This window comes from Amycolatopsis sp. NPDC043889 (assembly GCF_056435645.1).
Window position 1 is genome coordinate 1 of sequence record NZ_JBWKEC010000023.1, and the last position, 24,297, is coordinate 24,297.

The following is a 24,297-nucleotide window of genomic DNA, read 5'->3' on the forward strand; positions in this document are numbered from 1 at the left end:
CGGTCGGGGGGGGGAAGGGGCCTTTGGGGGGAGGGGGGGGGGGAGGGGGGAGGGGGGGGGGGGGGGGAAGGGGGGGGGGGGGGGGGGGTGGGGGGGAAACCCAAACCCCCCCCCCACGACCCCCGCCCAAAGTCGTGCCTACGAGCGTGAATCAGACATTTCGCCACGCGAAGGCGTCCTTTGTGGACACTCGCGGTACGGCCGGCTCCCATCGGCGAGTCCGGAGCCAGGCCCCGATCACCTTAGGTCATTGCCGCGTCGCCGCAGTGAGCGGTAGAGCAGCCACAACGCCAGCGCGACCGGGGTCAGGACCGCCGTGAACAGGATTCCCGCGAACATCCCGTAGCCGTGCGGATCGGACGACAGGCCGGTCGCGCTGAGCACCGCGCGTCCGACGAGCAGCACGATCACCGCGGCGACGCAGGCGAACGCGCCCAGCACGATGCGGCGCAGCACCGTTCGCGAGGCACTCTCCGGCGTATCCATGAGCCATCACTCCGGGTCGGGAGTGCAGACGGTCAGGAACGACTTCCGGTTCTCACGCTGCACGGCCGCCGCGTCCATCCAGCCGCTCCGGCCGAACAGGTAGCTCCCAGACGGATGTTGGGCCGACTCGCGCAGCACCTGGGCGACGTCGGCCTTGGCGCCGTTCGCTTTCGGTCCGTCGACGGCGATGCTGACCGAGCCCGCCTTGGTCCAGTCGTAGTCCGCGGGCAGCGGTGTCCGCACCTGGAGCGGGCCACCGGTGTCCGGAAAGGACACCCCGAGCAGGTCCAGGTGCTCGACCCGCACACCTGGCCGCGGCGCGGTCCACACCTGTTCCGTGCTCGCCTGGGTGCCGGAGTCGAACGTCAACCTCAGGCCGGTGACGCCCTCGCACGGAGTGCCCGTCCACAGTTTCAGGACACCGTCATCAACCCGGAATCCGGCCTCCGGTGGCAGCGACGGCGCGAACTGCGCCTTGGTGTCGCACGCCGCGGTCATCGCCACCACGAGCAAGGCGGCGCAGGCGACGCGCGAACCCCTAGTGATATCCGCCATCGGTCAGTCCCGCGTCTTCCTCGGTTTCGTTGCCGCCGGTGACCTGCTCCCACGCGTAGGAGGCAAGGAAGCCCGCGTAGCCTTCGCGCGCCCATTGCTGGGAGTGGCGCTCCTCGTGATGCAGCAACCGGTCCAGGTCGAGCGAACCCTGGGACGCGCCGTTGTCGCCCTCGTACCAGGCGTGGCCCGACTTCACGACCTCTCGGAGTTGCTGCGCCGGATCCTTCGGGTCGTCGATGTTCAGCATGAACGTGTCGCCCCAGGCGGTTCCGCCATGCTGGCTGAACTGGTCCTGGACGAGGTTCCCGCCCAGGCCCATCATCATGCCGTTCGGGGTGGTCACCAGCCGTCCGCCGTTGCCGTGCACGAAGCCCACGTCGTCGTCGTAGCTCCAGGAGTTCTCCCGTTGCCGGTCGGTGATCCGCCGCAGTTCCTCGGAGCCGTACGGGGTCGGCGCGAAGTCGGTCTTCTCGCCTTCGGTCCCGTAGTCGGTGCCCGCGTTCAGGATGTAGGTCATCCGCACGGCCTTGGCCGCGTCGTCCCCGCTGATGTCGGTCGGCATCAAGAAGTACGACTTGAACGTCCCGTCGCCGTCCTCGTCCTCGCGGATCTCTTCCATACCGTCGAGGACCTTGAAGTCCTCCGGTGTGATGTCGTGGTCGTCGGCGATCTTCTTGATGGTGTCGATCGATACGCCCCGGCGTACGGCGTTCTCGAGCCACTGCCGGTAGTGGCCGGACGCGGGCGGCCCGGTCAGCAGCCCCGCCTCGCGCAGGGACTGCTCCATCTCGATGACTCCGGCCTCGATCTCCCCGCTCTTCCTGGCGCCCGCCAGGTCGGTCGCCCCGTGGTCGCTGATCTGGGCGTCCTGCGCGAGCCGCATCACCCGGGCGAGGGCGGCGTCGATGTTGGTCGCCGCCGTGAGGATCGCCTTGGTTTCCTGCTCCAGCTGCTTCCTGATGGTTTCGCGGTGCCGTCGGGACTCGGCGTACTCCTCGGCCTCGAACCGCGATTTCGGCGGTGGGTCGGCGGGTTTGTCGTCCACGATCGCGCCGTCGGCGGCGATGCGGAACTGGTAGGTGCCGGCGAGGGAGTCGTTGTTGGCGACTCTGGTCTTCAGCGCGGACACCTCGTCCGACGCGTTCTGCAGGGCGGTTTCGACGGCGGACAGCTCCGCGATCAGGATCTCGGCCTTGTTCCGCGTGTCGCCCAGCGAACCGCGTGCGCGCTCGCCGGCGGGGCCTCGCCAATCGGGCAGTTTCCTGGCGTCGTCGAGTTCGTCCTGCAACCCGATGAGCTTGTCCCGCCGCCCGCCCAGGTTCGTGGCCGTCGTTTCGAGCGCCTCAGCGTCCCATTTGCGGACGTCGTCGTAGCCGATCGTCATCCCCCGAAAGCCTCCTCCGCGGAGTTCTCGTTTTCGGAGTACGCGTTCGCGGCCTTCGTGATCGAGTCGCTCCAGCCGTCGATCTCGCCGGCCCACCTTTTCCCGCGCTCGGTGAACGTCGACGCCAGCGTGGGCGCGTTCTTCGCGGCCTCCCCACCGGGCAACGCCGTCGCTATCGCGTCCACGCCGGTGCCCGGTTCCACGGCCCTGGCCTGGTCCGCGGCGGACCCCGCCGCCTTGGCCGCGTTCCGCAGCTGACCGATCTCGACCTCGTACCCGCTCACAGCCGGTGGACTCTACTTCAGCTCGGAAGCCTCCACAGGCGATTCGGGCGATTCTTCGACGACCGCAGGACGGGCGAGTTCGGCCAGCTGCCGGACGACGTCGTCGTACCGCGCCTGATCCGCGACGGCACGGGCCTGGGCCCGCTCCAGTTCTTCGGCCAGTGCCGTCGCCCGGGCTTCGGCGAGGCTCCTGGCCGTGTGCTCCTGAGCGAGTTCGGCTCGGACGCGGTCCAGTTCTCCACGCAGAGCGGCCGATTCCGCCCGCGCGGCGGCACAGTCCTTTTCGGATACCGTCGCCCTGGCCTTCGCCTCGTCGAGCCGGTCCAGCAGCGCTTCGAGTTCCGCGACCGCCCTGGCCAGCGCCGTGTCCCGCTCGCCAAGCTCCGCCGCCAGCCGGGTCTTCTCGTCCCGGACGGCCGCGAAGTCCTCGCGCAGCGTCCGGAGATCGGAGACCAGCGCGTCTCGGGCGCGTTCGGCCGCCACGGTCGCGGCTTCCGCGGCGCCCCGGGCCCGTTCGTGGGCGGCGACTTCGGCCCACGAACGCTGGCGGGTCTCCTCGGCGTCCTTCAGGGCCTGTTCGGCGGCGCGTTCCGCTTTGGCCTTGGCCATCTTGTCGTCGCGGGACGCGGCCAGCGCGGTCGCGCGCGCGGTGTCGGCCTTCGCCGCCGCCTGCTGCGCGTCCTCGGCCTCGCGCCGGGCCGCGGCCGCGTCGGTTTCGGCTTCGGTGACCCGGCCCAGCGCCGCCTCGGCGGCGTTGTCGAAGCGGGAGCGCATGGCGTCCAGCAGTTCCACGAGCGACGCCGCGGCCGGGGTGAACTCGTCGGCGATCCGGCGGACCTCCAGCAGCGGATCGGCCACGCTCGCCACGGCGGCCGCCCGCCGGGCGCGCGACGCGGCGTCGGCGTGGGTCTTGCCGCAGTAGGCCGAAGGCCTGCCGCCCTTGCGTTTCCCGTCGGCGTCCACCGCGGGCGGGGGCAAGGGATTCTCGCAGCCTTCCAGCGCGCACAGCCGGACCTCGTCGGCGTCCGTATCGATCACCGCAGCAGGGTAGCGCTGCCCGCCCGTGCGAAAAGCGAGGCAACGCCGGTAAGACCGCCGATAGGGTCGATCGCATGCGTGTTCTGTTTACCTTCGCCGGCGGCAACGGTCACTTCCGGCCGCTGCTCCCCCTCGCCCGCGCGCTCGCCGACGCGGGCCACACGATCGCGTTCACCGGCGAGCCGTTCATGGTCCCGATCGTCGAGGCGGCGGGATTCGCCGCGTTCCCGTCGGGGCCCAATCTCGGCAGTGACGGCCGCCGTCGCCCGTTGCTGCCTGTCGACAGGGACCGGGAGGACGCCGACTTCCGTGACGGGTTCGTCCGTCGCACCGCACCCTTGCGCGCGAAAGACGTCTTGGCGCTCTGCGAAGACTGGACACCGGATCTGCTCGTCTGCGACGAAGCCGATCACGGCGCGATGATCGCGGCCGAAAAGCTCGATCTCCCCCACGCGACCGTCCTGGTCATGGCGGCGGGTGCCCTCATCCGTCCCGAACTTGTCGACGACGCGCTCAACGAGGTCCGTGCCGCCCACGGGCTTCCCCGGCAGCGGAACCTCGACATGGCCTATCGCCATCTCGTGCTCTCACCGTTCCCCGCGAGTCTCCGCGATCCCCGGTTCCCGTTGCCGCCGACCGCACAGCCGTTCCACGATCCCGTTCCCGGACGTGGACCGGCGCCGGACTGGCACGTCGAGGGCCGCCCGACGGTCTACTTCACCCTCGGCACGATCTTCAACACCGAATCCGGCGACCTGTTCACCCGGGCATTGGCCGGGCTGAAGGACGTCGACGCGACGTGTGTGGTGACCGTCGGGAACCTCCTCGACCCCGCCGAGTTCGGCCCCCAACCGGAGCACATCCATCTCACGAGGTACCTGCCGCAGGACGACGTCCTCCCGTACTGCGACGCGGCCCTCACCCACGGCGGTTCAGGCAGCCTGCTGGGCGCGATCGCGCACGGGCTGCCGATGGTGCTGCTCCCGATGGGCGCCGACCAGCCCCACAACGGTGACCGGGTCACCGAACTCGGGCTCGGCACCGTCCTCGGCGTCGCCGAAGCCACGCCGGAGGACATCCGCGACGCCGTGACCACGGTGCTGCGGGAATCGTCCTACCGAGAGGCGGCCGCGCGGTTGCGCGACGAGGTCACCGCGTACCCGCCACCGGAGAAGATCGTCCCGCTCCTGGAAGGGCTGCTGCGGTGACCACCGACCTCGGCGCCGCGATCACCCGAGCGTTCCGCGAGGAGTCCGGGCAGGTGATCGCCACCCTGATCCGGGTCACCGGAGACTGGGATCTGGCCGAGGAATGTGTCCAGGAGGCGTTCGCGCTCGCGTTGCGCACCTGGCCCCGCGACGGTGTCCCGGCGAAACCCGGCGCCTGGCTGACCACGGCGGCACGCAACCGGGCCACCGACCAGATCCGGCGCGAGGCCGTCGGCGCGGCGAAACTGCGGGAAGCCGCCAGACTGGACGTCCCCGCCGAGCCGGAACGGGACGAGAGCGGCGTCCACGACGAAAGGCTCCGGCTGATCTTCACCTGCTGCCACCCCGCACTGCCGCTGGAAGGACAGGTCGCGCTCGCGCTGCGGACCTTGGCCGGGCTCACCACCGCCGAGATCGCCCGCGCCTTCCTCGTCTCCGAGGCGACGATGTCGCAACGTCTGGTCCGGGTGAAACGGAAGATCCGCACCGCGGGCATCCCGTACCGGGTCCCGCCCGCGGAACTGCTGCCCGAACGCACGGCCGCGGTGCTGGGGATGCTGTACCTGCTGTTCAACGAGGGCTACTCGGCAAGTGTCGGCACCGATCTCCTCCGGCCCGACCTCTCCGCGGAAGCCATCCGGCTCGCCCGGATCCTCGCGGACCTGATGCCCGGCGAACCGGAGGCCCTCGGGCTGCTGGCCCTGGTCCTCCTGCACGACGCCCGGCGTTCCACGCGGGTCGACGGTGACGGCACCCTCGTCTCACTCGAAGACCAGGACCGCGGCCGCTGGAACACCGCCGAGATCGCCGAAGGCACCGAACTGCTGGAGTCCGCGCTCCGCCGCGGCGTCCCCGGGCAGTACCAGATCCAGGCCGCCATCGCCGCCTGTCACGCGACGGCGGCCCGCGCCTCCGAGACCGATTGGACGCAGATCGCCGCCCTCTACGGGGAGTTGCTGCGTTTCGTGCCCTCGCCGGTCGTCGAGCTGAACCGCGCCGTCGCCGTCGCCATGGCCGAAGGTCCCGAAGCCGGGCTCGTGCTGGTCGACAAGCTCGCCGCCAGTCTTCCGGGTTACCACCTGCTTCCCGCGACCCGCGCGGACCTACTGCGGCGTCTCGGCCGGCTCGGGGAGGCCGCCGGTGCCTACCGCGAGGCGTTCGCGCTCGCCGGTACCGACCCCGAGCGCGCCTACCTGTCGGGAAAACTCGCCGAAATCTCCTGACGCCGGGGTGTCTGTCCCCGGCGACGCCGTTCGTCGGTGGGACGACAAGTCCCGAAAGGAAGGGGTCATCCGATGGCCGTTCTCGACGTTCCCGGCGCCCGGCTCCACCACACCGTCACCGGCAGCGGTCCGGCGCTGCTGTGCGTCCCCGGTGGTGCGGCCGATTCCGGCATGTTCGCGCCGATCGCGAGCCTGCTCGCGGAGCACTACACGGTGATCACCTACGACCCGCGCGGAATCTCCCGCAGCACCCTCGACGATCCCGACGAGGAGCATCGGATCGAGGTCCACGCCGACGACGCGCTCCGCCTGCTCGACAGCGTGAGCGAGGAACCGGCGGCGATCTTCGCGTCCAGCGGTGGTTGCATGCAGGCTTTCGAGCTCGTCGCCCGCCATCCCGGGCGGGTGCGGACGCTCGTGGCGCACGAACCGCCGCTGACCAGCCTGCTGGACGAACAGCCCGACATCGATCCCGACGAGCTACTGCGCATCCACCGCGAGCACGGCATCGAGGCGGCGATGGCGAAGTTCATGGCCGACGCCGGTTTCGAGGCGGGCGAGGGCGCACTCCCACCGGAGATGCGGAAGAACATGGAGTTCTTCGTCGCGCACCTGATGAAGATGATCGGGGACTTCACGCCGGATTACGCGGCTCTGAAGGCGTCGGGGACCCGGATCGTCGTCGGTGTCGGCAAGGAATCGGCCGGGCAGCCCGCACATGAGGCCGCGGTGCTCGCGGCCGGCCGACTCGGGCTGGATCCGACCTACTTCCCCGGTGACCACGGTGGTTTCGCCGCCGAAGCCACCGCGTTCGCTCCGCTGCTCCGGGAGGTGCTCGACGCCTGACCGGAGGTCAGCCGCGGACGTGCACGATCAGCCCGCCCACCAGAGCGCCGAAGCCACCGATCGCGGCCAAGGTCCGGACCAGGTTCCACCGCTCCCAGACACCCTCGAACTTCGCCCGCAGCGCCTCGAAGTCGGTTTTGTCGCCGTCGAAACCGGCTTCGAGCGCGTTGTTCAACGGCACGTTGAGTGCCATCGTCACGATCAGCATCACCAGCAGCAGGACGAACCCCGCGATGATCCACGGCAGCGCGGACCGCAGTTCCGACCGGAAGTGCAGCGCCGCCGCCACCGCGGCGAGCAACGGCGCGCCGCCGAAGCCGATCGCGAACCAGCCGTTGAGGATGGCGATGTTGATCTCCCGCATCCCGGTCACGTACGTCCGGGCGTCGGCCCAGCCCAGCCCCGGCATGACCGAGCACGTGTAGGCGTAGAACAAGCCCGCGATCAACCCCGCCGTGATGACGGCCGCGATCAGGACGATCTCGCTCAGCGTCGCCATTCCTGTCGCCTCCCTTCCGATTCCCGCTCGTTTCACTGATTCCAGACCCCGGTGGCCGCGGCCTTCGCGGCGTACTCGGAGAAGTCCCTCGCGGGCCTGCCCAGCACCTTCTCGACATCACCGGTGAGGGATTCGTTCCGGCCGTCGAGGACTCGAGTGAACAGGTCGGTCAGGCCTTCGATCTCTTCCTCCGGCACGCCCTGTTCGGCCGCACCCGCGGCGAACTCCGCCGCGGAAACCGGAACGTACTGGATTTCCCGCCCCGAAGCCTTGCCGATTTCCGCCGCCGCGTCCGCGAAACTCAGCAATCGGGGCCCGGTCAGCTCGTACACCTCGCCGTCGTGCTCGTCGGTGGTCAGCGCCGTCACCACGACGTCGACGATGTCCTCGACGTCGATGAACGGTTCGGTCACCTGCCCGGCGGGCAGCACGATCTCCCCGGCGAGCACCGGTTCCAGCAGGAAGTGCTCGCTGAAGTTCTGTGCGAACCAGCTGGCCCGCACGACCGTCCACTCGGCACCGGAGTCCCGCACCCCCTGTTCGCTGACCACGGCCTCTTCCTCACCGCGGCCGGACAGCAGGACCAGTCGCCGGACGCCGTGGTCCACGGCCAGCTTCGAGAAGTCGCGGATCGCTTCGGCGGCACAGGGGAAGGCGAGGTCGGGGTAGTAGGTCAGGTAAGCCGCGCTGATCCCGGTGACCGCCGCCGTCCAGGTCGACCGGTCGTTCCAGTCGAACCCGGGACGCGACGCCTTGCGGACCTCGACGCCCTGTTCGGTCAGGCGCCGCGCCACCCGGCTCCCCGTCTTGCCGGTAGCGCCGAGGACCAGGACCGTCTCGTTGTTCTTCGTTTCTGTCATGTCCCTAGTCAAGCGTCTCCGAATGAGACGGAACATAGTTCAAAGGCTCTGTTCCATGTTTCATCGTCTACACTTCTCGGCATGGATCCCCTCGCCGGTCTGCTCGACGGACCCCGCGCCCGCGGCGCCTTCCTGCTGAAGTCGGTCATGACCCCGCCGTGGTCCCTGCGGATCGAGGACGAGGCACCGCTGACGGTGATGGCGCAGGTTCGCGGGGAATCCTGGGTCGTGCCCGACCACGGGGAGCCGATCCGCCTCGGCACCGGCGACATCGCCATCGCGCGCGGTCCGGACCCCTATCTCGTCGCGGACGACCCGGCCACGCCACCGCAGGCGATGATCCTGCCGGGACAGGAATGCCTGACCCCGGACGGACAGCACCTCACCGAACTGTCCGATCTCGGCGTCCGCACCTGGGGCAGCGATCCGGACGGCCCCGTCATCCTGCTCACCGGCACCTATCCGCTGGAAGGCGAGATCAGCAAACGGCTCCTCAACGCGCTGCCGTCACTGCTGGTCGTGCGGGACGAGGAGTGGGACAACCCGCTCGTGCCGCTGCTCGCCGGTGAGATCGTCAAGAACACGCCCGGTCAGGAAGCCGTCCTGGACCGCGTGCTCGACCTGCTCCTGGTCGCCGCGCTGCGGACCTGGTTCGACCGGCCCGGCGCCGAAGCTCCCGCCTGGTATCGCGCGCACAGCGACCCGGTCGTCGGGCGAGCGCTGAAACTGTTGCAGCACAAGCCTTCCGAACCGTGGACCGTGGCGAGCCTCGCGGCCGACACCGGAGTTTCCCGCGCCGCGTTCGCCCGCCGGTTCACCGCCGCCGTGGGCGAACCGCCGATGGCGTACCTCGCGAGCTGGCGTATCGCGCTCGCCGCGGATCTCCTGCGTCAGCATCCCGATGTCACGATCGGCGCGGTCGCCCGCCAGGTCGGCTACGGCAGTTCGTTCGCGCTCAGCACCGCGTTCAAACGCGAGCACGGCGTCAGCCCGCAGGGTTACCGCGCCGGCGTCGCGTAACGCTCGACCAGTTCCGCGCCGATCCGCGCGAGTTCCGCCTGGACCGACGGCGGCCCCAGCACTTCGATCATCGAGCCCCAGCCCGCGAGCTGCTGGGCGATCATCCATGCCACCGGCGCCGACACCGTCACCCGCACGCGTCCATCGCCGAGCTTCTCCTCCACAGTGGACTGCCGTCCGAAGTGGTCCTGGAGGATCGGAAGATGCCGCTCGGCGATGAGCACGGTCGCGTCCAGCCCGGAACGGCGTTCCTCGACCCGGTCGACGACCTGCTCCCACGCTCTCGACAGCTCGAAGTCGTCCGGGCGACCGGCGGGCAGGTCGCTGACCTCGGCGTCGGACATGCGGTCGACCCGGAAGGTGCGCTGGCCCTTCTCGGTGCCCGCGATGAGGTACCAGCTGTCGTCCTTGTCCACGAGTCCCCACGGATCCACGATCCGCTCGACCGGTTCCGCGCCCTTTTTCGCGTAGCCGAAGCGGACTTTGCGGCGGCGGACGATCCCGGCCTGCAGCACGGGGAGCAGTTCGGGCCGTTCCTGCTCGCGCTCGCCCCACCGGGACGGGTCGATGACAACGGCGTCCGCGGCGGCCTGCGCGTCGACGCGGAAGGTGTCGGGCAGGGCCCGGACCAGCTTCCGCAGCGCGGATTTGACCTCGGGTGAGATCGACGCGGCCGGGCCCGCGAGCAGGAACAACGCCTGAGCTTCCGGCGCCGACAGTCCACTGAGGTCGGTCCGCGCGCCGCCGACCAGCGACCATCCACCGCCACGGCCGGGCTGCGGGTACACCGGCACGCCCGCGGCGGACAACGCCTCCAGGTCACGCCGGGCGGTGGCGACCGAGATCTCGAGCTCCTCGGCCAGTTCGGCAGCCGTGACGCGGCCACGAGCCTGCATCAGCAGGAGGGTGGCCACCAGGCGATCGGCACGCATGCGCCCAGTCTCGCAGCCAAACCGCTCACCCCGATGCACACTTTGCTCCCCCGCGTTTCGTCCTCTGAATGCGGTAGTTCGCGATGTCAACCACCGCATTCAGAGGACGAAACGCGAGGGGGGTTACCAGCGCGCGGGGTGCGCGAGCGACTCCGGCAGCTTCGTCGTCGCGTCACCCTTCGCCGCGTCCAGCTGGGACTGGATGAGGAAGAGCGTGTCACGGAAATCCGCGCCGCGGATATCGGCGTCACGCAGATCCGCTCCGGTGACGTCGGCCTGCCGGAGATCGGCTCCCCGCAGGTCCGCGCCGATCAGGTACGCCCCGCGCAGCAGCGCGCCGCGCAGGTTCGCCCCCTTCAGCTTCGCGCCGATGAGGTCGGCGCCGCGCCGGTCCTTCTTCTTGCCGGGCACGGCGGCGCGGGCGAGTTCGCTCGCGCGCACCAGCAGCCCGTTCACCGCGGCCCGATGCGTGGGGACGTCGAGCTTCCTCAACACGCCGGGCGTGTCCAGTGTCATCCGCTCGGTCCGGTCGATCATCTCGACCAGGTCGTCGCGGATGGGCGCGGACGTCGGCAGCGCCGCCGCCTCGGTGAGGTAGTAGAGCAGTTCCTGCAGATCCCGCATGACCGGGAAGACCGCGAACATCGACTTGGCCCTCTTCGGCGCCTTCCGCCAGTCCTCGCCGTCGAAGGTGACCTGGGAGACCTTCTGGCCCGCGCCGAAGCAGTCATAGACCGTGCAGCCGGTGAAACCCTTCTTGCGGAGCTTGTCGTGGATGCCGCACCGGGAATCCTCGCGCAGGTTCGGGCACGCCTGACCGGCCGGTTTGGTGATCGCGAAATCGGCCGACGCCGCGAAGGCCGGGACGACACAGCATAGGCCGAAGCAGTTCTCGCAGTCGGCCCGCAGGCTGGAAAGGGCTGGCACGGTGGTTCGGACTCCAGATTTCGGCACGGTGTTCCAGCCACAGGGTACGGAGCGCACTTTCCGTGCAGGGCACCCGCCGCCAATGGCCGCCAGACGAAGGTCGGGTGCTGCCCCGTTCAGTCGATATCGGACATCTCGGCCGCTCAATAGCCTCGATCTTCGTGGGATTCGGCAGGTGCCGCCCCATGCGGTCGTGCCGGACCGCTTTCCGCCGCTGTGGTCCTGACCGGCCGGTCCCCTGCGAACGACAGGACGAACACATGCGAGAGACGAGACAAGCGCGTTGGCTGTCGCGTGCCGGAATGGTGAGCGCGGTCGCGGTGGCGATCAGCGTGACCGCCGCTCCGGCCCAAGCCGCCGAAGGACGGATCCTCGCCGCGGGATCCGCCGAAGCGATCCCGAACAGCTACATCGTCATGCTGAAGGACGGCGGCATCGTCGACGCGCTGGCGAACCGCTTCGGCGCGAAGGTCGAGCAGGTCTACAGCAGCTCGCTCAAGGGCTTCTCCGCGACACTGTCGGAGCGGCAGGCCAAGCGGCTCGCCGCCGACCCCTCGGTGGCGTCCGTCGAACAGAACCAGCTCGTCCACGCGGACGCGACCCAGACCAACCCGCCGTCCTGGGGTCTCGACCGCGTCGACCAGCGCAACCTCCCGCTCGACAACAAATACAGCTACACAAGCACCGGCGCCGGCGTGAACGTCTACGTCATCGACACCGGCGTGCGGATCAGCCACCAGACCTTCGGCGGCCGCGCCCGCAACGGCTACGACTTCGTCGACAACGACGCGGTCGCCCAGGACGGCAACGGCCACGGCACCCACGTCGCAGGCACCATCGCCGGATCGCAGTACGGAATCGCCAAGGGCGCCACCGTCTACGGCGTCCGTGTCCTCAACAACTCCGGCAGCGGCACCACCGCCGGGGTCATCGCGGGCATCGACTGGGTCACCAAGAACCACGTCAAACCGGCCGCGGCCAACATGAGCCTCGGCGGCGGCGCCTCCAGCACGCTCGATGACGCCGTCCGCCGGTCGATCGCCGCGGGCGTCACCTACGGCGTGGCCGCCGGGAATTCCAACTCGAACGCCTCGGGCTTCTCCCCCGCCCGCGTGACACAGGCGATCACCGTCGGCTCGGCCATCGAAACCGACGCGCGTTCCAGCTTCTCCAACTACGGCAGCGTCGTGGACATCTTCGCGCCGGGCACGAACATCACGTCGTCGTGGAACACCAATGACACCGCGACGAAGACCATCAGCGGCACCTCGATGGCGACCCCGCACGTGGTCGGTGTCGCGGCCCGCTTCCTGCAGAACAACAAGAGCGCCACACCCGCGCAGGTGGCCACCGCGCTGATCAACGCGGCCACCCCCGGCAAGGTGACCAACCCGGGCTCCGGTTCCCCGAACCGGCTCCTGTACTGGGCGCCGTCCGCCTGACGGCTCGTGCGTGGTCAGGACGGCTAGAGCCATGGCCCCCGGCTGCGGTTGATCCCCCGGCTCAAGTCCGTGAAGGCCTCCTTCCCTACCCTCAAGGTAGGCAAGGAGGCCTTCACGGACCCGGCTTACGAGCCCGCTACAGCACCTTCCGGATACTCGGCACCACGGCGGCGAGACCGGCGGCGTTCGGGTGCAGCGGAGCGAAGCTGTTGTTCACCACCGACGGGATGAGCCCCTCGATCCACTTGACGCCGATCGGCTGACAGGCGTCGTGACCGATGCTCGGCGTCCGGATGTCGACGTACTTCGCGCCGTGCGCGGCGGACTGCTCCGCCATCCGGGCGTTGAGCCGGTCGATGTTGGCCTGGATGTAGTCGGCGTCCTGCGGCAGGACCGGGACGAGCGGCCAGCATCCGCCCGGCTTGATCCCGGTCGGGTAGCCCACCATGACGATCTCGGCGCGCGGGGCGCGCTGGCGGATCTGTTCGATGACCGTGCCGTAGGTCGCGGCGAAGGCGTCGATCTTGGTGGCGTACTTGTCCACCCCGCCCGTGGTGTTGGCCGCTTTGCAGGAGGCACCCACCGGCAGCAGGTTCACGCACGACGTCGCGAGCCCGACCAGGCCGACGTCGTTGCCGCCGATCCCGACGGTCACCAGTGTCGTGTCGGCCGAGAGCGCGTCGTACTGCGGCGGGTTGGTGCCGGAGACGATGCCCTTCTGCGGGTTGGTGAAATGGGACGTGGTCGCCGCGCCGCAGGTGACGTCGCGCAGTTCGTCGACGTCGAGCTGCTTCGCCAGCAGGCCGGCGTAGTTGATCGCCGACCGGGCGCAGGTGAGCAGATCGGACTGCGGCAAGACCACCGAGCCCGCCGAGAACGAGTCGCCCATCGCGACGTACACCTGGCGTTCCGCCGTGGCGAGGGCCGGTGTCCCGAATCCGGCGAGGGTCAGTGCGGTGCCCGCCACCGCGGCGATCCGGGCGAGTCTTCCCCAGCGCGTACGTGTCACTGCCGCCTCCTGCATGCGTCGTCGAATGCCGCGATCAGCGTCCGCCGACCCGCGGAGAACCACTAGAACGGAGGCGCGCGTTCTTGATCGGGGTTTTGTAGGTTCCCTCTATGACGAAGGCGTCGGCACAGCCCTGGCGCAGGCTGGACGCTTCAGTGCTGACACGGCTGGAGCCGGACACCGCCGCGATCGCGTCCGCCGCGATGGACCAGGTCCGCGCCGGGCTCCGGACCCCGCTGGACGACCGGACGGCGGCGAACCTCCAGGTCACCCTCGACGTCGCCCTGCACGCCTTCTTCAGCGAGATCGGCCATCCCGACATCACAACCGACCGGGAGGTCTATCGGGCGCAGGGCCGGGCCCAGCACACCGCCGGCCGCAGCCTCGAGGAGATGCTCGGCTTCTACCAATCGGCGGCGCTGGGCGTCTGGCGGCAGCTCACCTCGGCGGCGCCCGCGGTGGATCTGCCGACCCAGGCGATCGTCGAACTCGGTGAAGCACTGTTCGCCTTCATCGCGGAACTCTCGGCGGCGGCCGCCGACGGGTACGCCGAAGCGCGATCACAGGCGGCGCGAGCCGGGCAAGCACGGCGCGACCGGCTCCTCGGCCTCCTGCTCGCCGAACCGGCCGCCACCCGCGACCAGCTCGACGACGTCGCGAACCAAGCCGCATGGGTGCTGCCGGACCAGCTCGTCATCGCCGTCACCAGCGCCGATATGGCACCGCAGCTGCTGGACCGGATGCCGGGACGGGTGCTGGTCGGCCGTCACCATGATCTGACCGCGATCGTCATGCCCGCCGACCGGCTCGAGTGGTACCTCGGCCGGTTGCGGGACCTGCTCGGCGACGACCAGGCCGGCGTCGGCCCGGCCGTACCGCTTCGCTCGGCCGCGCTCAGCGCCCGCCGGGCGAGCGCGCTGTGGCGGCTGACGCGCACCGGCGCGCTCGGCGACAGCCCGCTGGTCCACACCGTCGACCACCGCATCGATCTGCTGCTGACCGCCGATCCCGAACTCGCCGCCGAGTTCGCGAAGGACGTCCTCGCGCCGCTGGCCGGTCTGCCCGAACCGGCGAGGCAACGGCTCACCACGACCCTCGCGGCGTGGCTCGCCCGGCCGGACCAGCCACAGGCGATCGGCCTCGAACTGCACGTCCACGTCCAGACCGTCCGGTACCGGATCCGGCAGTTGCGGACGCTCTTCGGCGGCACGATCGACGATCCGGCCGGGCGCTTCGCGCTGGCGATCGCGCTGAGAATCGATCCGCTGGTATCGAGGGAACCTACAAACCGTTCAGAGCTGGGCGTCCATTCGCTGCGTCCCGACGACGGACAGCAGGCGTAAGGCGTTCTCCGACGGCGTTCCGGGGTCGGCGGTGTAGATCACGACCTGCTGATCGCGGTCGGAAATGTCGAGGACGTCGCAGTTCACGCTGACCGGGCCGACCACCGGATGCCGGAAGGTCTTGCACAGGGTGGGCGCGGCGCACACGTCGTGCGCTGCCCACAGCCGGGCGAATTCCTCGCTGCCGTCGAGGAGTTCCCGGATCAGCCCGGTGACCTCGGGGTCGTCGGGATAACGACCCGCGGTGGCCCGGAGGTTGCGGACCGCGCTCGCGGAGAACTCGTCCACATCGGACACGCCGTAGAGCCGCCGCCCGTCCGGCCGCGGCGCGAGGAACGCGCGGCGCACGAGGTTACGGTCCCGCCGCGGCAGTGCGGAGAAGTCCTCCATCAACGCGGCGGCGAGGTCGTTCCAGGCGAGCACCTCGTAGGTCGCCGACAGTACGATCGCCGCCGCCTGCGGAAGACGGTGCAACAGCGCGAGAAGGCTCGGCCGGACCTCCCGGGACGGGCCGGGCGGTGGTCCCGGCGGCGCGCCGGCGAGGTGATGCAGGTGATCGCGTTCCACGTCCGACAACCGAAGGGCCCTGGTCAGCCCGGCCAGCACCTCACGAGAGGGCCGTGGACCACGGGACTGCTCCAGCCGGGTGTAGTACTCGGTCGAGATGAACGCCAGCTGTGCCACTTCCTCACGCCGCAGCCCGGGAGTACGGCGGCGGCGCCCGGCGGGGAGGCCGACGTCCGCGGGAGTGATCCGCTCGCGCCTGGTGCGCAGGAAGTCCGCGAGTTGTCGTCTGTCCACCACTCCAGTGTGGACGATGGCGGTACGTCAGCCAGGTACCGCCGGTGCCTGGATACGCGCCGACGGCGGAGGAACTCTCGGTGCCATGACCAACACAACGACTGTTCCGGGCCTGCTCGACGGCAAGGTCGCCTTCATCACCGGCGCCGGCCGCGGTATCGGCGCCGCCGCCGCGCGGCTGTTCGCCAGGGAAGGCGCCCGCGTCGTGCTCGCCGCCCGCACCGAGTCCCAGCTGAAGGCCGTGGCCGAGGAGATCCGCGCGGACGGCGGCGTCGCGGACCACGTGGTGTGCGACCTCGGCGACCCATCGAGCATCCGCGCGGCCGTCGGCCGTGCCGTGGAACTGCACGGCCGGCTCGACGTCGCGTTCAACAACGGCGCGACGAACGTGCCACCGGGCCCGATGGACCAGGTGACCGAGGCCGATTTCGACCGCATCTACACGGTGAACCTCAAAGGCCCGTGGCTGGCGATGGTCGCCGAGATCGAGGCGATCCGGGCCACCGCGAAGACCGGCGCCATCGTCAACAACACCAGTGTCGGCAGCCTGATGTCCAATCCGGAACTCCCGGCGTACGGGGCGATGAAACGCGGCGTCAACAGCCTCACCGCCTCGGCGGCCACCACCTACGGCCCGGAAGGGATCCGCATCAACGTCGTCGCCCCCGGCACGACGTTGACCGAGATGTTCGACGAGTGGGTCAAGAGCTCGCCGGACATCCTCGACCGGCTCAACGCGCGCACGCCACTGGGCCGGGTGGCCGAACCCGAGGAGATCGCCGAGGCCGCCGCGTGGCTGCTGAGCGACCGCGCCTCCTATGTGACCGGGACGGTCCTGCGGGTGGACGGCGGCATGCTGTCCTGACCCGGGCGGGGTGGGTGATGCGCGGGAACCGGTGTCCGCCTGTCGGCGTCTGAACGCGCACGACCCACCCTGACCAGTGGTTGCCCGAGGAGAAGCCGATGCCGTTCCTGGATCCCGAACCGCTCTACGCCAAGCTCACTTCGGGCGACGCGGCGGGTATCGCCGAGGTCGGTGCCACCATCGCCGACACCAGGGCGTCGTTGCAGACGGTCGCGGACGGGATCTCCGACGGCGCGCTGCGGGCGGCACGGTCATGGCGTGGCACGGCGGCGGCCGAGTTCGTCGGCAAGGCGAAAGCGTCCTCGCGGGCCGTCGCCGAGGTGTACGGCCGGCTCCACACCGTGGAGGCGGCCGTCGAGGGCGCCGCGAAGGCGTACACCGCCCTGCGGACGGCAGCCGACGCCGCCATCAAGCCCTGGCGCGAACTCGGCCTGAGCGACCTCCTCGAAGCGCCGGAAATCGCGATGAAGACCGTCCGGGCGCTGACCGTGGCCCAGCAGACCTACGAAAGCAGGCTCACCGCGCTGGCGGCCACGACCGACGGCGGCGGTGAGGGCTGGGACAGCGAGGGCGACGCCGACATCAGCGGCGTCAACCCAGGCGAGCCGTGGACATCCCAAGGTCTGGCCTACGACGGCGAGAACCTGCTGGTGGGCTCGTACCACGACGGCGATGGGGACGGCTCCGGCGACAGCCCGATCGGGCCAGGGCTGACGCCGAGCAGGCTGACCTACGTCGACTACGAGACCGGTGTGGAAACGGGAAACGTCTATCTCAACGGCAACGGCGACGTCGGCGCGCCCACCCATACCGGTGGCGTCGCGACGGACGGCGAGCACGTCTGGGTGTCGTCCAACGAACATGTGTACGTCTACGACAAGGCCGAACTCGACGCCGCACAGGACAGCGGCAAGCCGGTCGACGCCATCGACGTGGTTCCGACGCCCGCCCACAGCTATGTCACCTACGCCCAAGGCAAGCTCTTCGTGGGTGACTACAAGAACAACCGGCTCTACGAAATTCCCGTCGGCCCGGACGGCTCACCCCAGCCGGACGAGGCCGGAGATCCGATCGAGACACCGAACAACGTCCAGGGCGTCGTGGTACGCGACGACGAGTTCATCTTCTCCTCGTCCGATGGGCACAGCGGCAAGTTCTATCGGCAGGATCGGACGCCGGAGTGGTACGACTTCAACGATCGTGAGGAGATCGAGCTGAAGGGCGGCGAGCCCGGCAACGAAGACGGCTACGACTCGCACGGTGTCGAGGAAGCCGTCGAGATCGACGGGGAGATCGTGCTGGCGCACGAATCCGGCGCCTACGGCTACCAGAAGAACCCGGGTTCGAAGTGGGACGAGCCCGAGCTGACCAGGATCGCCTTGGAGGAGCTGGGGCTCGATCCGGACGGCGCGCTCTCCCCCGGCGACGCCGGATACGAAACCGATCCCGATTCGCTGGTCGGTGCCGCGGGCGTCCTGGACGGGGCGACGTCGACGTTGAGCACGGCGGCCGGCGCGGTGTCGCGGCTGCAACTGGTGTCGCACCTGCTCGGCGAGGTCCCCGCCGCCACCACCTTCAGCGAGGCGCTGACCAAGCACATCAGCGCCGCCGGGGATCGGCTGACGGCGGGTGTGGACACGGTCGGTGGCATCGCCGACAGCCTGGTCACGGGTGCCGACACGTACCGGCGGATCGAGGACGGGATCCGCGAGGGGCTGGAAAAGCTCGGTAAAGCTCTCCCCTGAACAGGCCGCTCTTCAGGCGGCGGGTGTGCCGATCCTGTCGTGTTCGAGCGCGGTCAGGAGTTGCCGCAGTGCCTGCTAGGCGTCGCGCGGGGTCGAGGGCCGTCTGGATGAGCGCGCCGATGGCCGCGAACGTCTCGTCCGCTTCATGGACGAGTTGCGTGCCGGTGTCGGTGAGTTCCAGTAGCGAGGAGCGGCGGTCGGCGGGATCCGGAACGCGCCTGACCGAGCCGCGCCCTTCGAGGCGGTCGATTCTGAACCCGCCACGCCGTCTTTGCCTTACCCCTCAATAACTCTTCAGCCTCGGCTAGACGGCGCTGTTCAACCCGGGAAGCACCCCGGCCGCGTCCTGCCCGTAGCGGTAGTGGGCGATCACCGCGGCGCACCACGGCGCCCACGGGCCGGTCAATGCCAGCGGGCATGCCTGCGCGAAGTGCAGCTCGAGCCGATCGCCGATGAGCGTGAGGCGGGTGATCGTCTCGTAGTTGAGGTTGAGCCACTCCGTGGTCCCGCCACCGGGCAGCTCGACCCACAGCCGATGCGTCGTCAGCACCGCGCGCCACAGCGCGCGGGTACGCCACTGCAGACCGGCGTGCCTGCGCAGAGCCCGCCGCTCCAGCATCTTCCTGATCGTCGCGCCGACGAGGTAGCCCGCGACCACCGGTGGCATCTCAGGCCCGGCGATCACGGTGGTCCCGCCATGGACGATCTGCGGTGCGTGCTCCCACAACCGCGCGTAGGTCAGCCCCGTCTGGACGGCGAGCGTGTGCTCGTCGGTGGTGCGCGCGAGGAACGAGAAGTCCTCGATCGGGCGAAGCCGGCCGCCGCGCAGGAGGTGTGCGTGAGTGGACCTCGCCTGCGCGCGGGGGTCGGTCGTCGTCTGGTCGTGAGTCATCGCGGCCATCGGACTTCCCCTTACTTCTCTGCGGCTTGAGCGAAATCGGAGCAGCCAGCGTACCGGCTACCCACGACATTTCGCAGCGAAAACGAGGATTTCGTGGCGCCTTCACCCATGTCGATCCGCATCCGGACCTGGATCACCTCACGGGCCGAATGGCGGAACGGGAGTAGCCTGCGAGCACGAGCGCCCGGTCGGCACTGCGAACTCCCGGCCCGGCGCGTGCAGGCAAGGTCTCGCGGGCGAAGACGTACCGGGGGATGGGGACGCGAGCGGGGGCTGCGCTGTGACTGAACCGGTGAGGAGATTGCTGGTCCCGAATTCGCCGTCGGCGAGCGCGCGGCTGGCGGACTGGCTGATCCGGGACCTGATGCCGATCGGGCCGCAGGCGTCCGGGTTGGAAGGGCCGGCCCAGGAATGCCGGGACCTGCCGCGTATCGACGTCGAGCGTGCCTCGCGGCCTGGCCTGCTCCGGCCTTACACACGCGCCGCCCGCCGTGCGGACGTCGCTGCTCACGAGATCTTCGAGCGCCGGACGGCTGGCCTGAGCTGGCCGCGACGCCGGCCCCGAGGCCAGTTCGGTACAACTCGCCCCCGGCAACCGGATCTGCTGAAGTCCTGATCGACGTCGACCCAGCACGTTCTCTCCCCCCTGCATCGATCTAGGTAGAGGAGGTCGACCGGCGCGACATCGGCCCCTGGTGGCCTCGACTGATGTCCGACCAATAGATCTTCGCCGGAACAGGACGCGCGCGGGGGGCCTACGGCAGGTCAGGCGTCGCTGACGCTGGTGTCTCTGCCAGGTCGTCGCCAAGGAGAATTGCCAACAGGTCGTGTCGAAGCGCAGTTGACGGTTCCGCTGTTGCGGCGAGGGCGCGCTGTCGGATGCGGGACAGCGTCGCCGCGACCTGCTCGTGTCGCGCTTGGACCTGGCTGGCCTGAGCCTGAGCTGCGGCGAGTTCGCCGAGCGCAGCTGCCAACTCGGCTCGGACGTCTGCGAGTTGTTCCTGTGATGCAGCCTCGCGTGCCGTTTGCTCCTCGATGGCCTCCTGGTGGCGGGCACCTTGATCTTGCAACTGCTTGCGGAGTGTGTCCAATTCTGTTGTCAGCTCGGTCTTCTGCGAGTCCAGGAGCCGCTCCCACGTTCTGCGCTGCCTCTCTGATTCGCTGAGTGCATCTCGTGCGGCGTCTCGTTCGGCAGTCCGTGTCGCCAGTTCCTCGCCACGGGTCGAGAGTGCGGCCGTCAGCTTGTCGGCACGGGTTCGTTGTTCGGCCGCTTCCTCAGCGGCTTCCTTTGCTCGCTGAGTGATCACTGCTGTGGCCGACTCTGCCGTCGCCTGCGCCAACTGGGCGGCAGACCGGGCCTCGACCGCCTCGTCAGCTGTCGCTCTGGCCGCAAACTCCGCCCGTTCAGCGACCCGGGCTACTTCAGCCGCCGCGTCGGCCGATTGCTCGGCCTCGACCGCTCGCTCCAGCGCTGCGTCCCGTTGCCGTCTGGCTTCCGTCGCCTCCTCCCGAGCTGCCTCGGTTTGACTGACGGCCGAGGTGATCTCGTCGCGCAGGTGCGCGGTGACAGCGTCGAGCGCGTTACTCAACGTTCGCAGGGGATCGATCACCGCGGCGGCGGCCTGGTCGAAGGCTTCTCCGGCCTCGGTCAGCGCCGCAGCGGGCAATGCCTCGTCGCCCAGCGCCTCCCGTAATGCCTGTTCCGCCGCGGCCAGTTGCTTGCAGCTCTTTCCGCCCGGCCACGTCCGATCAGGGCAGAACTCGTAGGGCCGACCCCCGCGCGGTCCCGGCGGCGGCAGCGGTTGCCGGCACTTGCGAAATCCACATCGCGCCTGCTCTGGCACACGGTCCTCGACGACCGCATCCTCGTTCTCGACCATGACCGGAGCCTACCTTGAGACTTACAAAACGCGTAACCGAGGTATCGGTATCACTATCTATAACCTAACTTAGCTACAGAAGATACATTTTGTAGCTAAGTTTGGAGACTGCTCTCCGGAGCTTCGAGTTCTACCGCATGGGCCCTTGATCGCCCCCGAAACGGGCTTGAACGACCGTTCTGAAAACGCGTTTGACGTTACGGCCGGTAACAGGTTCAGCCCGCCATGCCAGATGGCCATCCCATTTCGTCACGGTGACGGTCTGAAGCCGCCACCGTGACGCGGCGCCCGCACACCAGGGGTCAGTCTTGCGGCGCCATTGCCTCACACATCTGGCCGAGACTGGCACGAGCCCGTGCCGCCTCGATCAGGGTGGGCATCACGTTGACGCCACTCGCCACCGCGTCTCGTATCGCCTTCAACTCGGCATCGCAGGCCCGACGCTCCACCCCTCGTTGAACCGACGGCAAGGGTTTATGGCGCTCCCGCTGGAGAACGACCTCTTCGGTCTCGGACCGAAGCTGGTCCTTGACTCCCACCCGGGGCCCTGGTTCACGTTGAGCCAGATCTTCGATCTCGGACTCCAGCCACCCGCTCCGGATACTGCCGAGCATGCCGCCATGGTCCTCGATCCGGCGGAGCCAGTCCTCCACCTCGGACCTCATCTCCGCCGCGATCCGCTCGATCACCGCCGAACCACCTAGCGGATCGACGTACCGGGCGACGTCCGTCTCCTCCGCCATGATCTGGTGGGTTCGCAGCGCGATACGGGCACCCAACTCCCCCGGCGTCTGATATGCCTCGTCGAAACTGCACACGTGCAGGGACTGCACCCCGCCCAGCACGGCCGCGAGCGCCTGGATCGTGGAGCGGACCACATTGTTCAGCGGTTCTTGGTGTGCGAGCGCGGAACCGAAAGTGTTGACCTGTACCCGCATCTTCATCGCGCGTTCGTCTGTCGCTCCCCAGCGTTCTCGCAACCGCTGCGCGTAGAGCGACCGCACCACACGAAACTTCGCGGCCTCCGCCAGCAATTCCATGTGCGCACCGAAGATGAAGGTGAACCGTCGAGCCACCTCGTCCACCCCCAGACCGCGGTCGACCATGCCTTGGAGGTACACCTCCGCGTCCGCGATCCCACATGCCACCTCAAGCGCCCGGCTGGCCCCCGCCTCGCGCGCGTGTCCGCCGGACAAAGACACCGGATTCACTGTCGGCAGGTGGCGAATACAGTGCTCCAGAACATCGAGCGAATAGCGCATGCTGGTGTCGATGTCGTAGATGTAGGCCTTGCGTGCCAGAAACTCCTTCGGCATCTCGTTCTGGAGCGTCCCGCGCAGCGAAGTCGGATCGACACCCGACTCCTCGGCCACCACCACCCACATGGCCAGCAGTATCGGTGCCGTGGCGTTGATGGTCATGGACACCGAGAGCCGGTCCAAGGGAATACCTTTGAACACCTCCGCGAGATCGTCGACGGTGGCGATCGAAACACCCGTACGACCGACTTCGCCTTCTGCTCGGGGGTCGTCGGGGTCGAGGCCGAGTTGCGTCGGCAGGTCGAACGCCAGCGACAGGCCGGTCTCGCCAAGGCCCAGCAGATAGTGGAAACGTTCGTTCGTAGAGCCCGCAGTGCTCAAACCGGCGAGCTGGCGCATGGTCCAGACTTTGGTGGTGTATCCGGTCGGGTGGATACCCGCGTCATAGGGGTACTCGCCGGGCCCTGCCATTTATGCCCCCTTCAGGCCATCAACGGCGCGATGTCCGCACCGAGTTTTTCGCGCATCACCGGATCGGTCACGCCGAGTCCTTCTTCGGGAGCCAGCGCGAGCACACCGACCTTCCCGAGATGAAGGTTCTCTTGCACCAGCCGTGCTGCTTCGGCGGCTTCGGCCAAGGGGTAGACGACCGAAAGGGCTGATTTGACGCGTCCGAGGGTGATGAGCCGGTTGACCTCCCATTGCTCTTGGAGATTCGCCCCATGGCTGCCGATCACCCGCTTGAGGCGCATCCACAAATAGCGATTGTCGAACTCGTGCTGAAAACCGGTACTCGATCCGCAAGTCACGATCGTCCCGCCACGCCCGGCGACGAAAACCGAAAGGCCGAACGTTTCGCGCCCCACATGCTCGAAGACGACGTGCGGATCGTCACCGACCGCTTTCCGGATTCTCTTGCCGAGTTGTTTTCCACCTGTCACCGGATCTTCGAGGTCGAGTTCGCGCCGGTTGATGACGTGCTCGCAGCCCATCAACCGAGCACTTTCCGCGCGCTCTTCCGAGCTGACCACACCGACCGCGATGCCACCACCGTTCCGGACGAACTGTGCCGCGTACACGCCGAGCCCGCCGGCCGCGCCCCAGATCAAGACGACATCGCCCTGCTTGATGCGCGCCCCGTGCTCACCGACCAGCATGCGATAAGCGGTACCCGCACACAGCGGACTGGCGGCGGCCTCCTCCCAGGTCAGATGAGGGGGCTTCGCCAGCAGTTGACTCGCCCGGACCACCGCGTACTGCGCCAGACCGCCGAAATTCGTCTCGAAACCCCAAGCGCGTTGCTCGCCGCCGAGCATGCTGTCTCCGTGCGTCGATGGCTCCTCATGGTCGACATGCGCCGTCGCGACCACGACATGATCGCCGACGGCCCAGCGGCGAACGCCGGAGCCGGCACGCACCACGACGCCTGCCGCGTCCGAGCCCAGTACATGGAACCGCTGGTCGTGACGAGCCGCGTCGCCACCCTGCCGTCCGAAATACTTGAGGAAGGCGAATGTCGGGACGGGATCAAAGGTCGCCGACCACACGGTGTTGTAGTTGATACCGCTGGCCATGACCGCGATGAGGACCTCGTCCGCCGCCAACGCCGGCATCGGCACCGGACCGATTCGCAACGAGCGCCGGACATCCTTGTCCTCGACACCTTGGAACATACCGACGTCTTCGGTGCGTGTGTGGACCGCGACGAATTCGTCAGGCACCGGTATGCGTTCCAAATCCTCCCTGGGCGCACCTTTGACTACAGCTTCGGCGAGAGCGTCCAAGTTCCC

The 24,297-nt window shown here is 68.9% G+C and carries 24 protein-coding genes; 9 read left to right on the top strand and 15 right to left on the bottom strand.

Annotated elements, in window-relative coordinates; all coding sequences use genetic code 11:
- Window positions 1-237: 237 nt before the first annotated feature.
- Genes AC0685_RS31325 through AC0685_RS31345 form a run of 5 tightly spaced genes read right to left on the bottom strand, consistent with a single transcriptional unit; the run spans window position 238 to window position 3,747 of the window.
- On the bottom strand, window positions 238-486 hold the full coding sequence (locus AC0685_RS31325; RefSeq protein WP_478228782.1) for a hypothetical protein: 249 nt from the start codon (window positions 484-486) through the stop codon (window positions 238-240).
- A 6-nt stretch (window positions 487-492) separates the two neighbouring features.
- A complete protein-coding gene (locus AC0685_RS31330) occupies window positions 493-1,041 on the bottom strand; it encodes a hypothetical protein (protein WP_478228783.1) in 549 nt (182 codons plus the stop codon).
- Window positions 1,025-2,425: a WXG100 family type VII secretion target gene (locus tag AC0685_RS31335; RefSeq protein ID WP_478228784.1), complete on the bottom strand. Its 1,401-nt coding sequence runs from the start codon at window positions 2,423-2,425 to the stop codon at window positions 1,025-1,027. Before AC0685_RS31335 ends, AC0685_RS31330 begins: the two co-directional genes overlap by 17 nt.
- Complete coding sequence (locus AC0685_RS31340) at window positions 2,422-2,709, bottom strand: hypothetical protein (RefSeq protein WP_478228785.1); 288 nt, start codon at window positions 2,707-2,709, stop codon at window positions 2,422-2,424. The genes AC0685_RS31335 and AC0685_RS31340 overlap by 4 nt, the downstream gene beginning before the upstream one ends.
- 12 nt (window positions 2,710-2,721) lie before the next feature.
- Window positions 2,722-3,747, bottom strand: a complete 1,026-nt coding sequence (locus AC0685_RS31345) for a hypothetical protein (protein WP_478228786.1) — start codon at window positions 3,745-3,747, stop codon at window positions 2,722-2,724.
- Between the two features lie 74 nt (window positions 3,748-3,821).
- Between AC0685_RS31345 and AC0685_RS31350 the strand changes: the two genes are divergently transcribed.
- From AC0685_RS31350 to AC0685_RS31360, 3 genes are all read left to right on the top strand, one after another.
- Window positions 3,822-4,955 (top strand): glycosyltransferase, encoded by a 1,134-nt coding sequence (locus AC0685_RS31350; protein ID WP_478228787.1) that lies wholly within the window; start codon window positions 3,822-3,824, stop codon window positions 4,953-4,955.
- Window positions 4,952-6,178 (top strand): RNA polymerase sigma factor, encoded by a 1,227-nt coding sequence (locus AC0685_RS31355; RefSeq protein ID WP_478228788.1) that lies wholly within the window; start codon window positions 4,952-4,954, stop codon window positions 6,176-6,178. The genes AC0685_RS31350 and AC0685_RS31355 overlap by 4 nt, the downstream gene beginning before the upstream one ends.
- A 72-nt stretch (window positions 6,179-6,250) precedes the next feature.
- A complete protein-coding gene (locus tag AC0685_RS31360; RefSeq protein WP_478228789.1) occupies window positions 6,251-7,024 on the top strand; it encodes an alpha/beta fold hydrolase in 774 nt (257 codons plus the stop codon).
- Window positions 7,025-7,031: 7 nt separating this feature from the next.
- On the opposite strand, the gene AC0685_RS31365 is transcribed toward AC0685_RS31360, so the two are convergent.
- Window positions 7,032-7,523 carry an anthrone oxygenase family protein gene (locus AC0685_RS31365; protein ID WP_478228790.1) on the bottom strand — a complete coding sequence of 164 codons (492 nt, stop codon included), beginning with the start codon at window positions 7,521-7,523 and terminating at the stop codon, window positions 7,032-7,034.
- Window positions 7,524-7,555: 32 nt separating this feature from the next.
- Window positions 7,556-8,383 carry a Rossmann-fold NAD(P)-binding domain-containing protein gene (locus AC0685_RS31370; RefSeq protein WP_478228791.1) on the bottom strand — a complete coding sequence of 276 codons (828 nt, stop codon included), beginning with the start codon at window positions 8,381-8,383 and terminating at the stop codon, window positions 7,556-7,558.
- 81 nt (window positions 8,384-8,464) lie between these two features.
- Here AC0685_RS31370 and AC0685_RS31375 point away from each other — a divergent pair, with 81 nt between their 5' ends.
- Complete coding sequence (locus AC0685_RS31375; protein ID WP_478228792.1) at window positions 8,465-9,403, top strand: AraC family transcriptional regulator; 939 nt, start codon at window positions 8,465-8,467, stop codon at window positions 9,401-9,403.
- Here the strand turns inward: AC0685_RS31375 and AC0685_RS31380 are convergent.
- Together AC0685_RS31380 and AC0685_RS31385 are read right to left on the bottom strand one after the other, a co-directional pair.
- Window positions 9,382-10,335, bottom strand: coding sequence for a helix-turn-helix transcriptional regulator (locus AC0685_RS31380; protein ID WP_478228793.1), 954 nt, complete (start codon window positions 10,333-10,335; stop codon window positions 9,382-9,384). The genes AC0685_RS31375 and AC0685_RS31380 overlap by 22 nt on opposite strands.
- 123 nt (window positions 10,336-10,458) lie before the next feature.
- Window positions 10,459-11,262 (bottom strand): pentapeptide repeat-containing protein, encoded by an 804-nt coding sequence (locus AC0685_RS31385; RefSeq protein WP_478228794.1) that lies wholly within the window; start codon window positions 11,260-11,262, stop codon window positions 10,459-10,461.
- Window positions 11,263-11,522: 260 nt separating this feature from the next.
- Between AC0685_RS31385 and AC0685_RS31390 the strand changes: the two genes are divergently transcribed.
- Window positions 11,523-12,704, top strand: coding sequence for a S8 family peptidase (locus AC0685_RS31390; RefSeq protein ID WP_478228795.1), 1,182 nt, complete (start codon window positions 11,523-11,525; stop codon window positions 12,702-12,704).
- 136 nt (window positions 12,705-12,840) lie between these two features.
- On the opposite strand, the gene AC0685_RS31395 is transcribed toward AC0685_RS31390, so the two are convergent.
- Window positions 12,841-13,671 (bottom strand): SGNH/GDSL hydrolase family protein, encoded by an 831-nt coding sequence (locus AC0685_RS31395; protein WP_478228889.1) that lies wholly within the window; start codon window positions 13,669-13,671, stop codon window positions 12,841-12,843.
- A gap of 152 nt (window positions 13,672-13,823) precedes the next feature.
- On the opposite strand from AC0685_RS31395, the gene AC0685_RS31400 reads away from it, so the two are divergent.
- Window positions 13,824-15,056 (top strand): PucR-like N-terminal domain-containing protein, encoded by a 1,233-nt coding sequence (locus tag AC0685_RS31400; RefSeq protein WP_478228796.1) that lies wholly within the window; start codon window positions 13,824-13,826, stop codon window positions 15,054-15,056.
- Here the strand turns inward: AC0685_RS31400 and AC0685_RS31405 are convergent.
- Window positions 15,006-15,857 (bottom strand): helix-turn-helix transcriptional regulator, encoded by an 852-nt coding sequence (locus AC0685_RS31405; protein WP_478228797.1) that lies wholly within the window; start codon window positions 15,855-15,857, stop codon window positions 15,006-15,008. The two genes, AC0685_RS31400 and AC0685_RS31405, sit on opposite strands and share 51 nt — an antisense overlap.
- Window positions 15,858-15,942: 85 nt before the next feature.
- Here AC0685_RS31405 and AC0685_RS31410 point away from each other — a divergent pair, with 85 nt between their 5' ends.
- Window positions 15,943-16,722, top strand: coding sequence for an SDR family NAD(P)-dependent oxidoreductase (locus AC0685_RS31410; protein ID WP_478228798.1), 780 nt, complete (start codon window positions 15,943-15,945; stop codon window positions 16,720-16,722).
- Window positions 16,723-16,820: 98 nt separating this feature from the next.
- The gene (locus tag AC0685_RS31415) at window positions 16,821-18,467 is read left to right on the top strand and encodes a WXG100 family type VII secretion target (protein WP_478228799.1); all 1,647 of its coding nucleotides are present in this window, start codon (window positions 16,821-16,823) and stop codon (window positions 18,465-18,467) included.
- Window positions 18,468-18,771: 304 nt separating this feature from the next.
- Here AC0685_RS31415 and AC0685_RS31420 read toward each other — a convergent pair whose 3' ends face one another.
- Entirely contained in the window at window positions 18,772-19,368 is a 597-nt protein-coding gene (locus AC0685_RS31420) for a hypothetical protein (RefSeq protein ID WP_478228800.1), read from the bottom strand.
- A 280-nt stretch (window positions 19,369-19,648) separates the two neighbouring features.
- Here AC0685_RS31420 and AC0685_RS31425 point away from each other — a divergent pair, with 280 nt between their 5' ends.
- On the top strand, window positions 19,649-19,984 hold the full coding sequence (locus tag AC0685_RS31425) for a hypothetical protein (protein ID WP_478228801.1): 336 nt from the start codon (window positions 19,649-19,651) through the stop codon (window positions 19,982-19,984).
- 139 nt (window positions 19,985-20,123) lie between these two features.
- On the opposite strand, the gene AC0685_RS31430 is transcribed toward AC0685_RS31425, so the two are convergent.
- The 3 genes from AC0685_RS31430 to ccrA form a co-directional block, all read right to left on the bottom strand.
- Entirely contained in the window at window positions 20,124-21,248 is a 1,125-nt protein-coding gene (locus AC0685_RS31430) for a response regulator receiver protein (protein ID WP_478228802.1), read from the bottom strand.
- Between the two features lie 302 nt (window positions 21,249-21,550).
- Window positions 21,551-22,978 (bottom strand): methylmalonyl-CoA mutase family protein, encoded by a 1,428-nt coding sequence (locus tag AC0685_RS31435; RefSeq protein ID WP_478228803.1) that lies wholly within the window; start codon window positions 22,976-22,978, stop codon window positions 21,551-21,553.
- Between the two features lie 11 nt (window positions 22,979-22,989).
- Window positions 22,990-24,291 (bottom strand): crotonyl-CoA carboxylase/reductase, encoded by a 1,302-nt coding sequence (ccrA, locus tag AC0685_RS31440; RefSeq protein ID WP_478228804.1) that lies wholly within the window; start codon window positions 24,289-24,291, stop codon window positions 22,990-22,992.
- Window positions 24,292-24,297 lie beyond the last annotated feature (6 nt).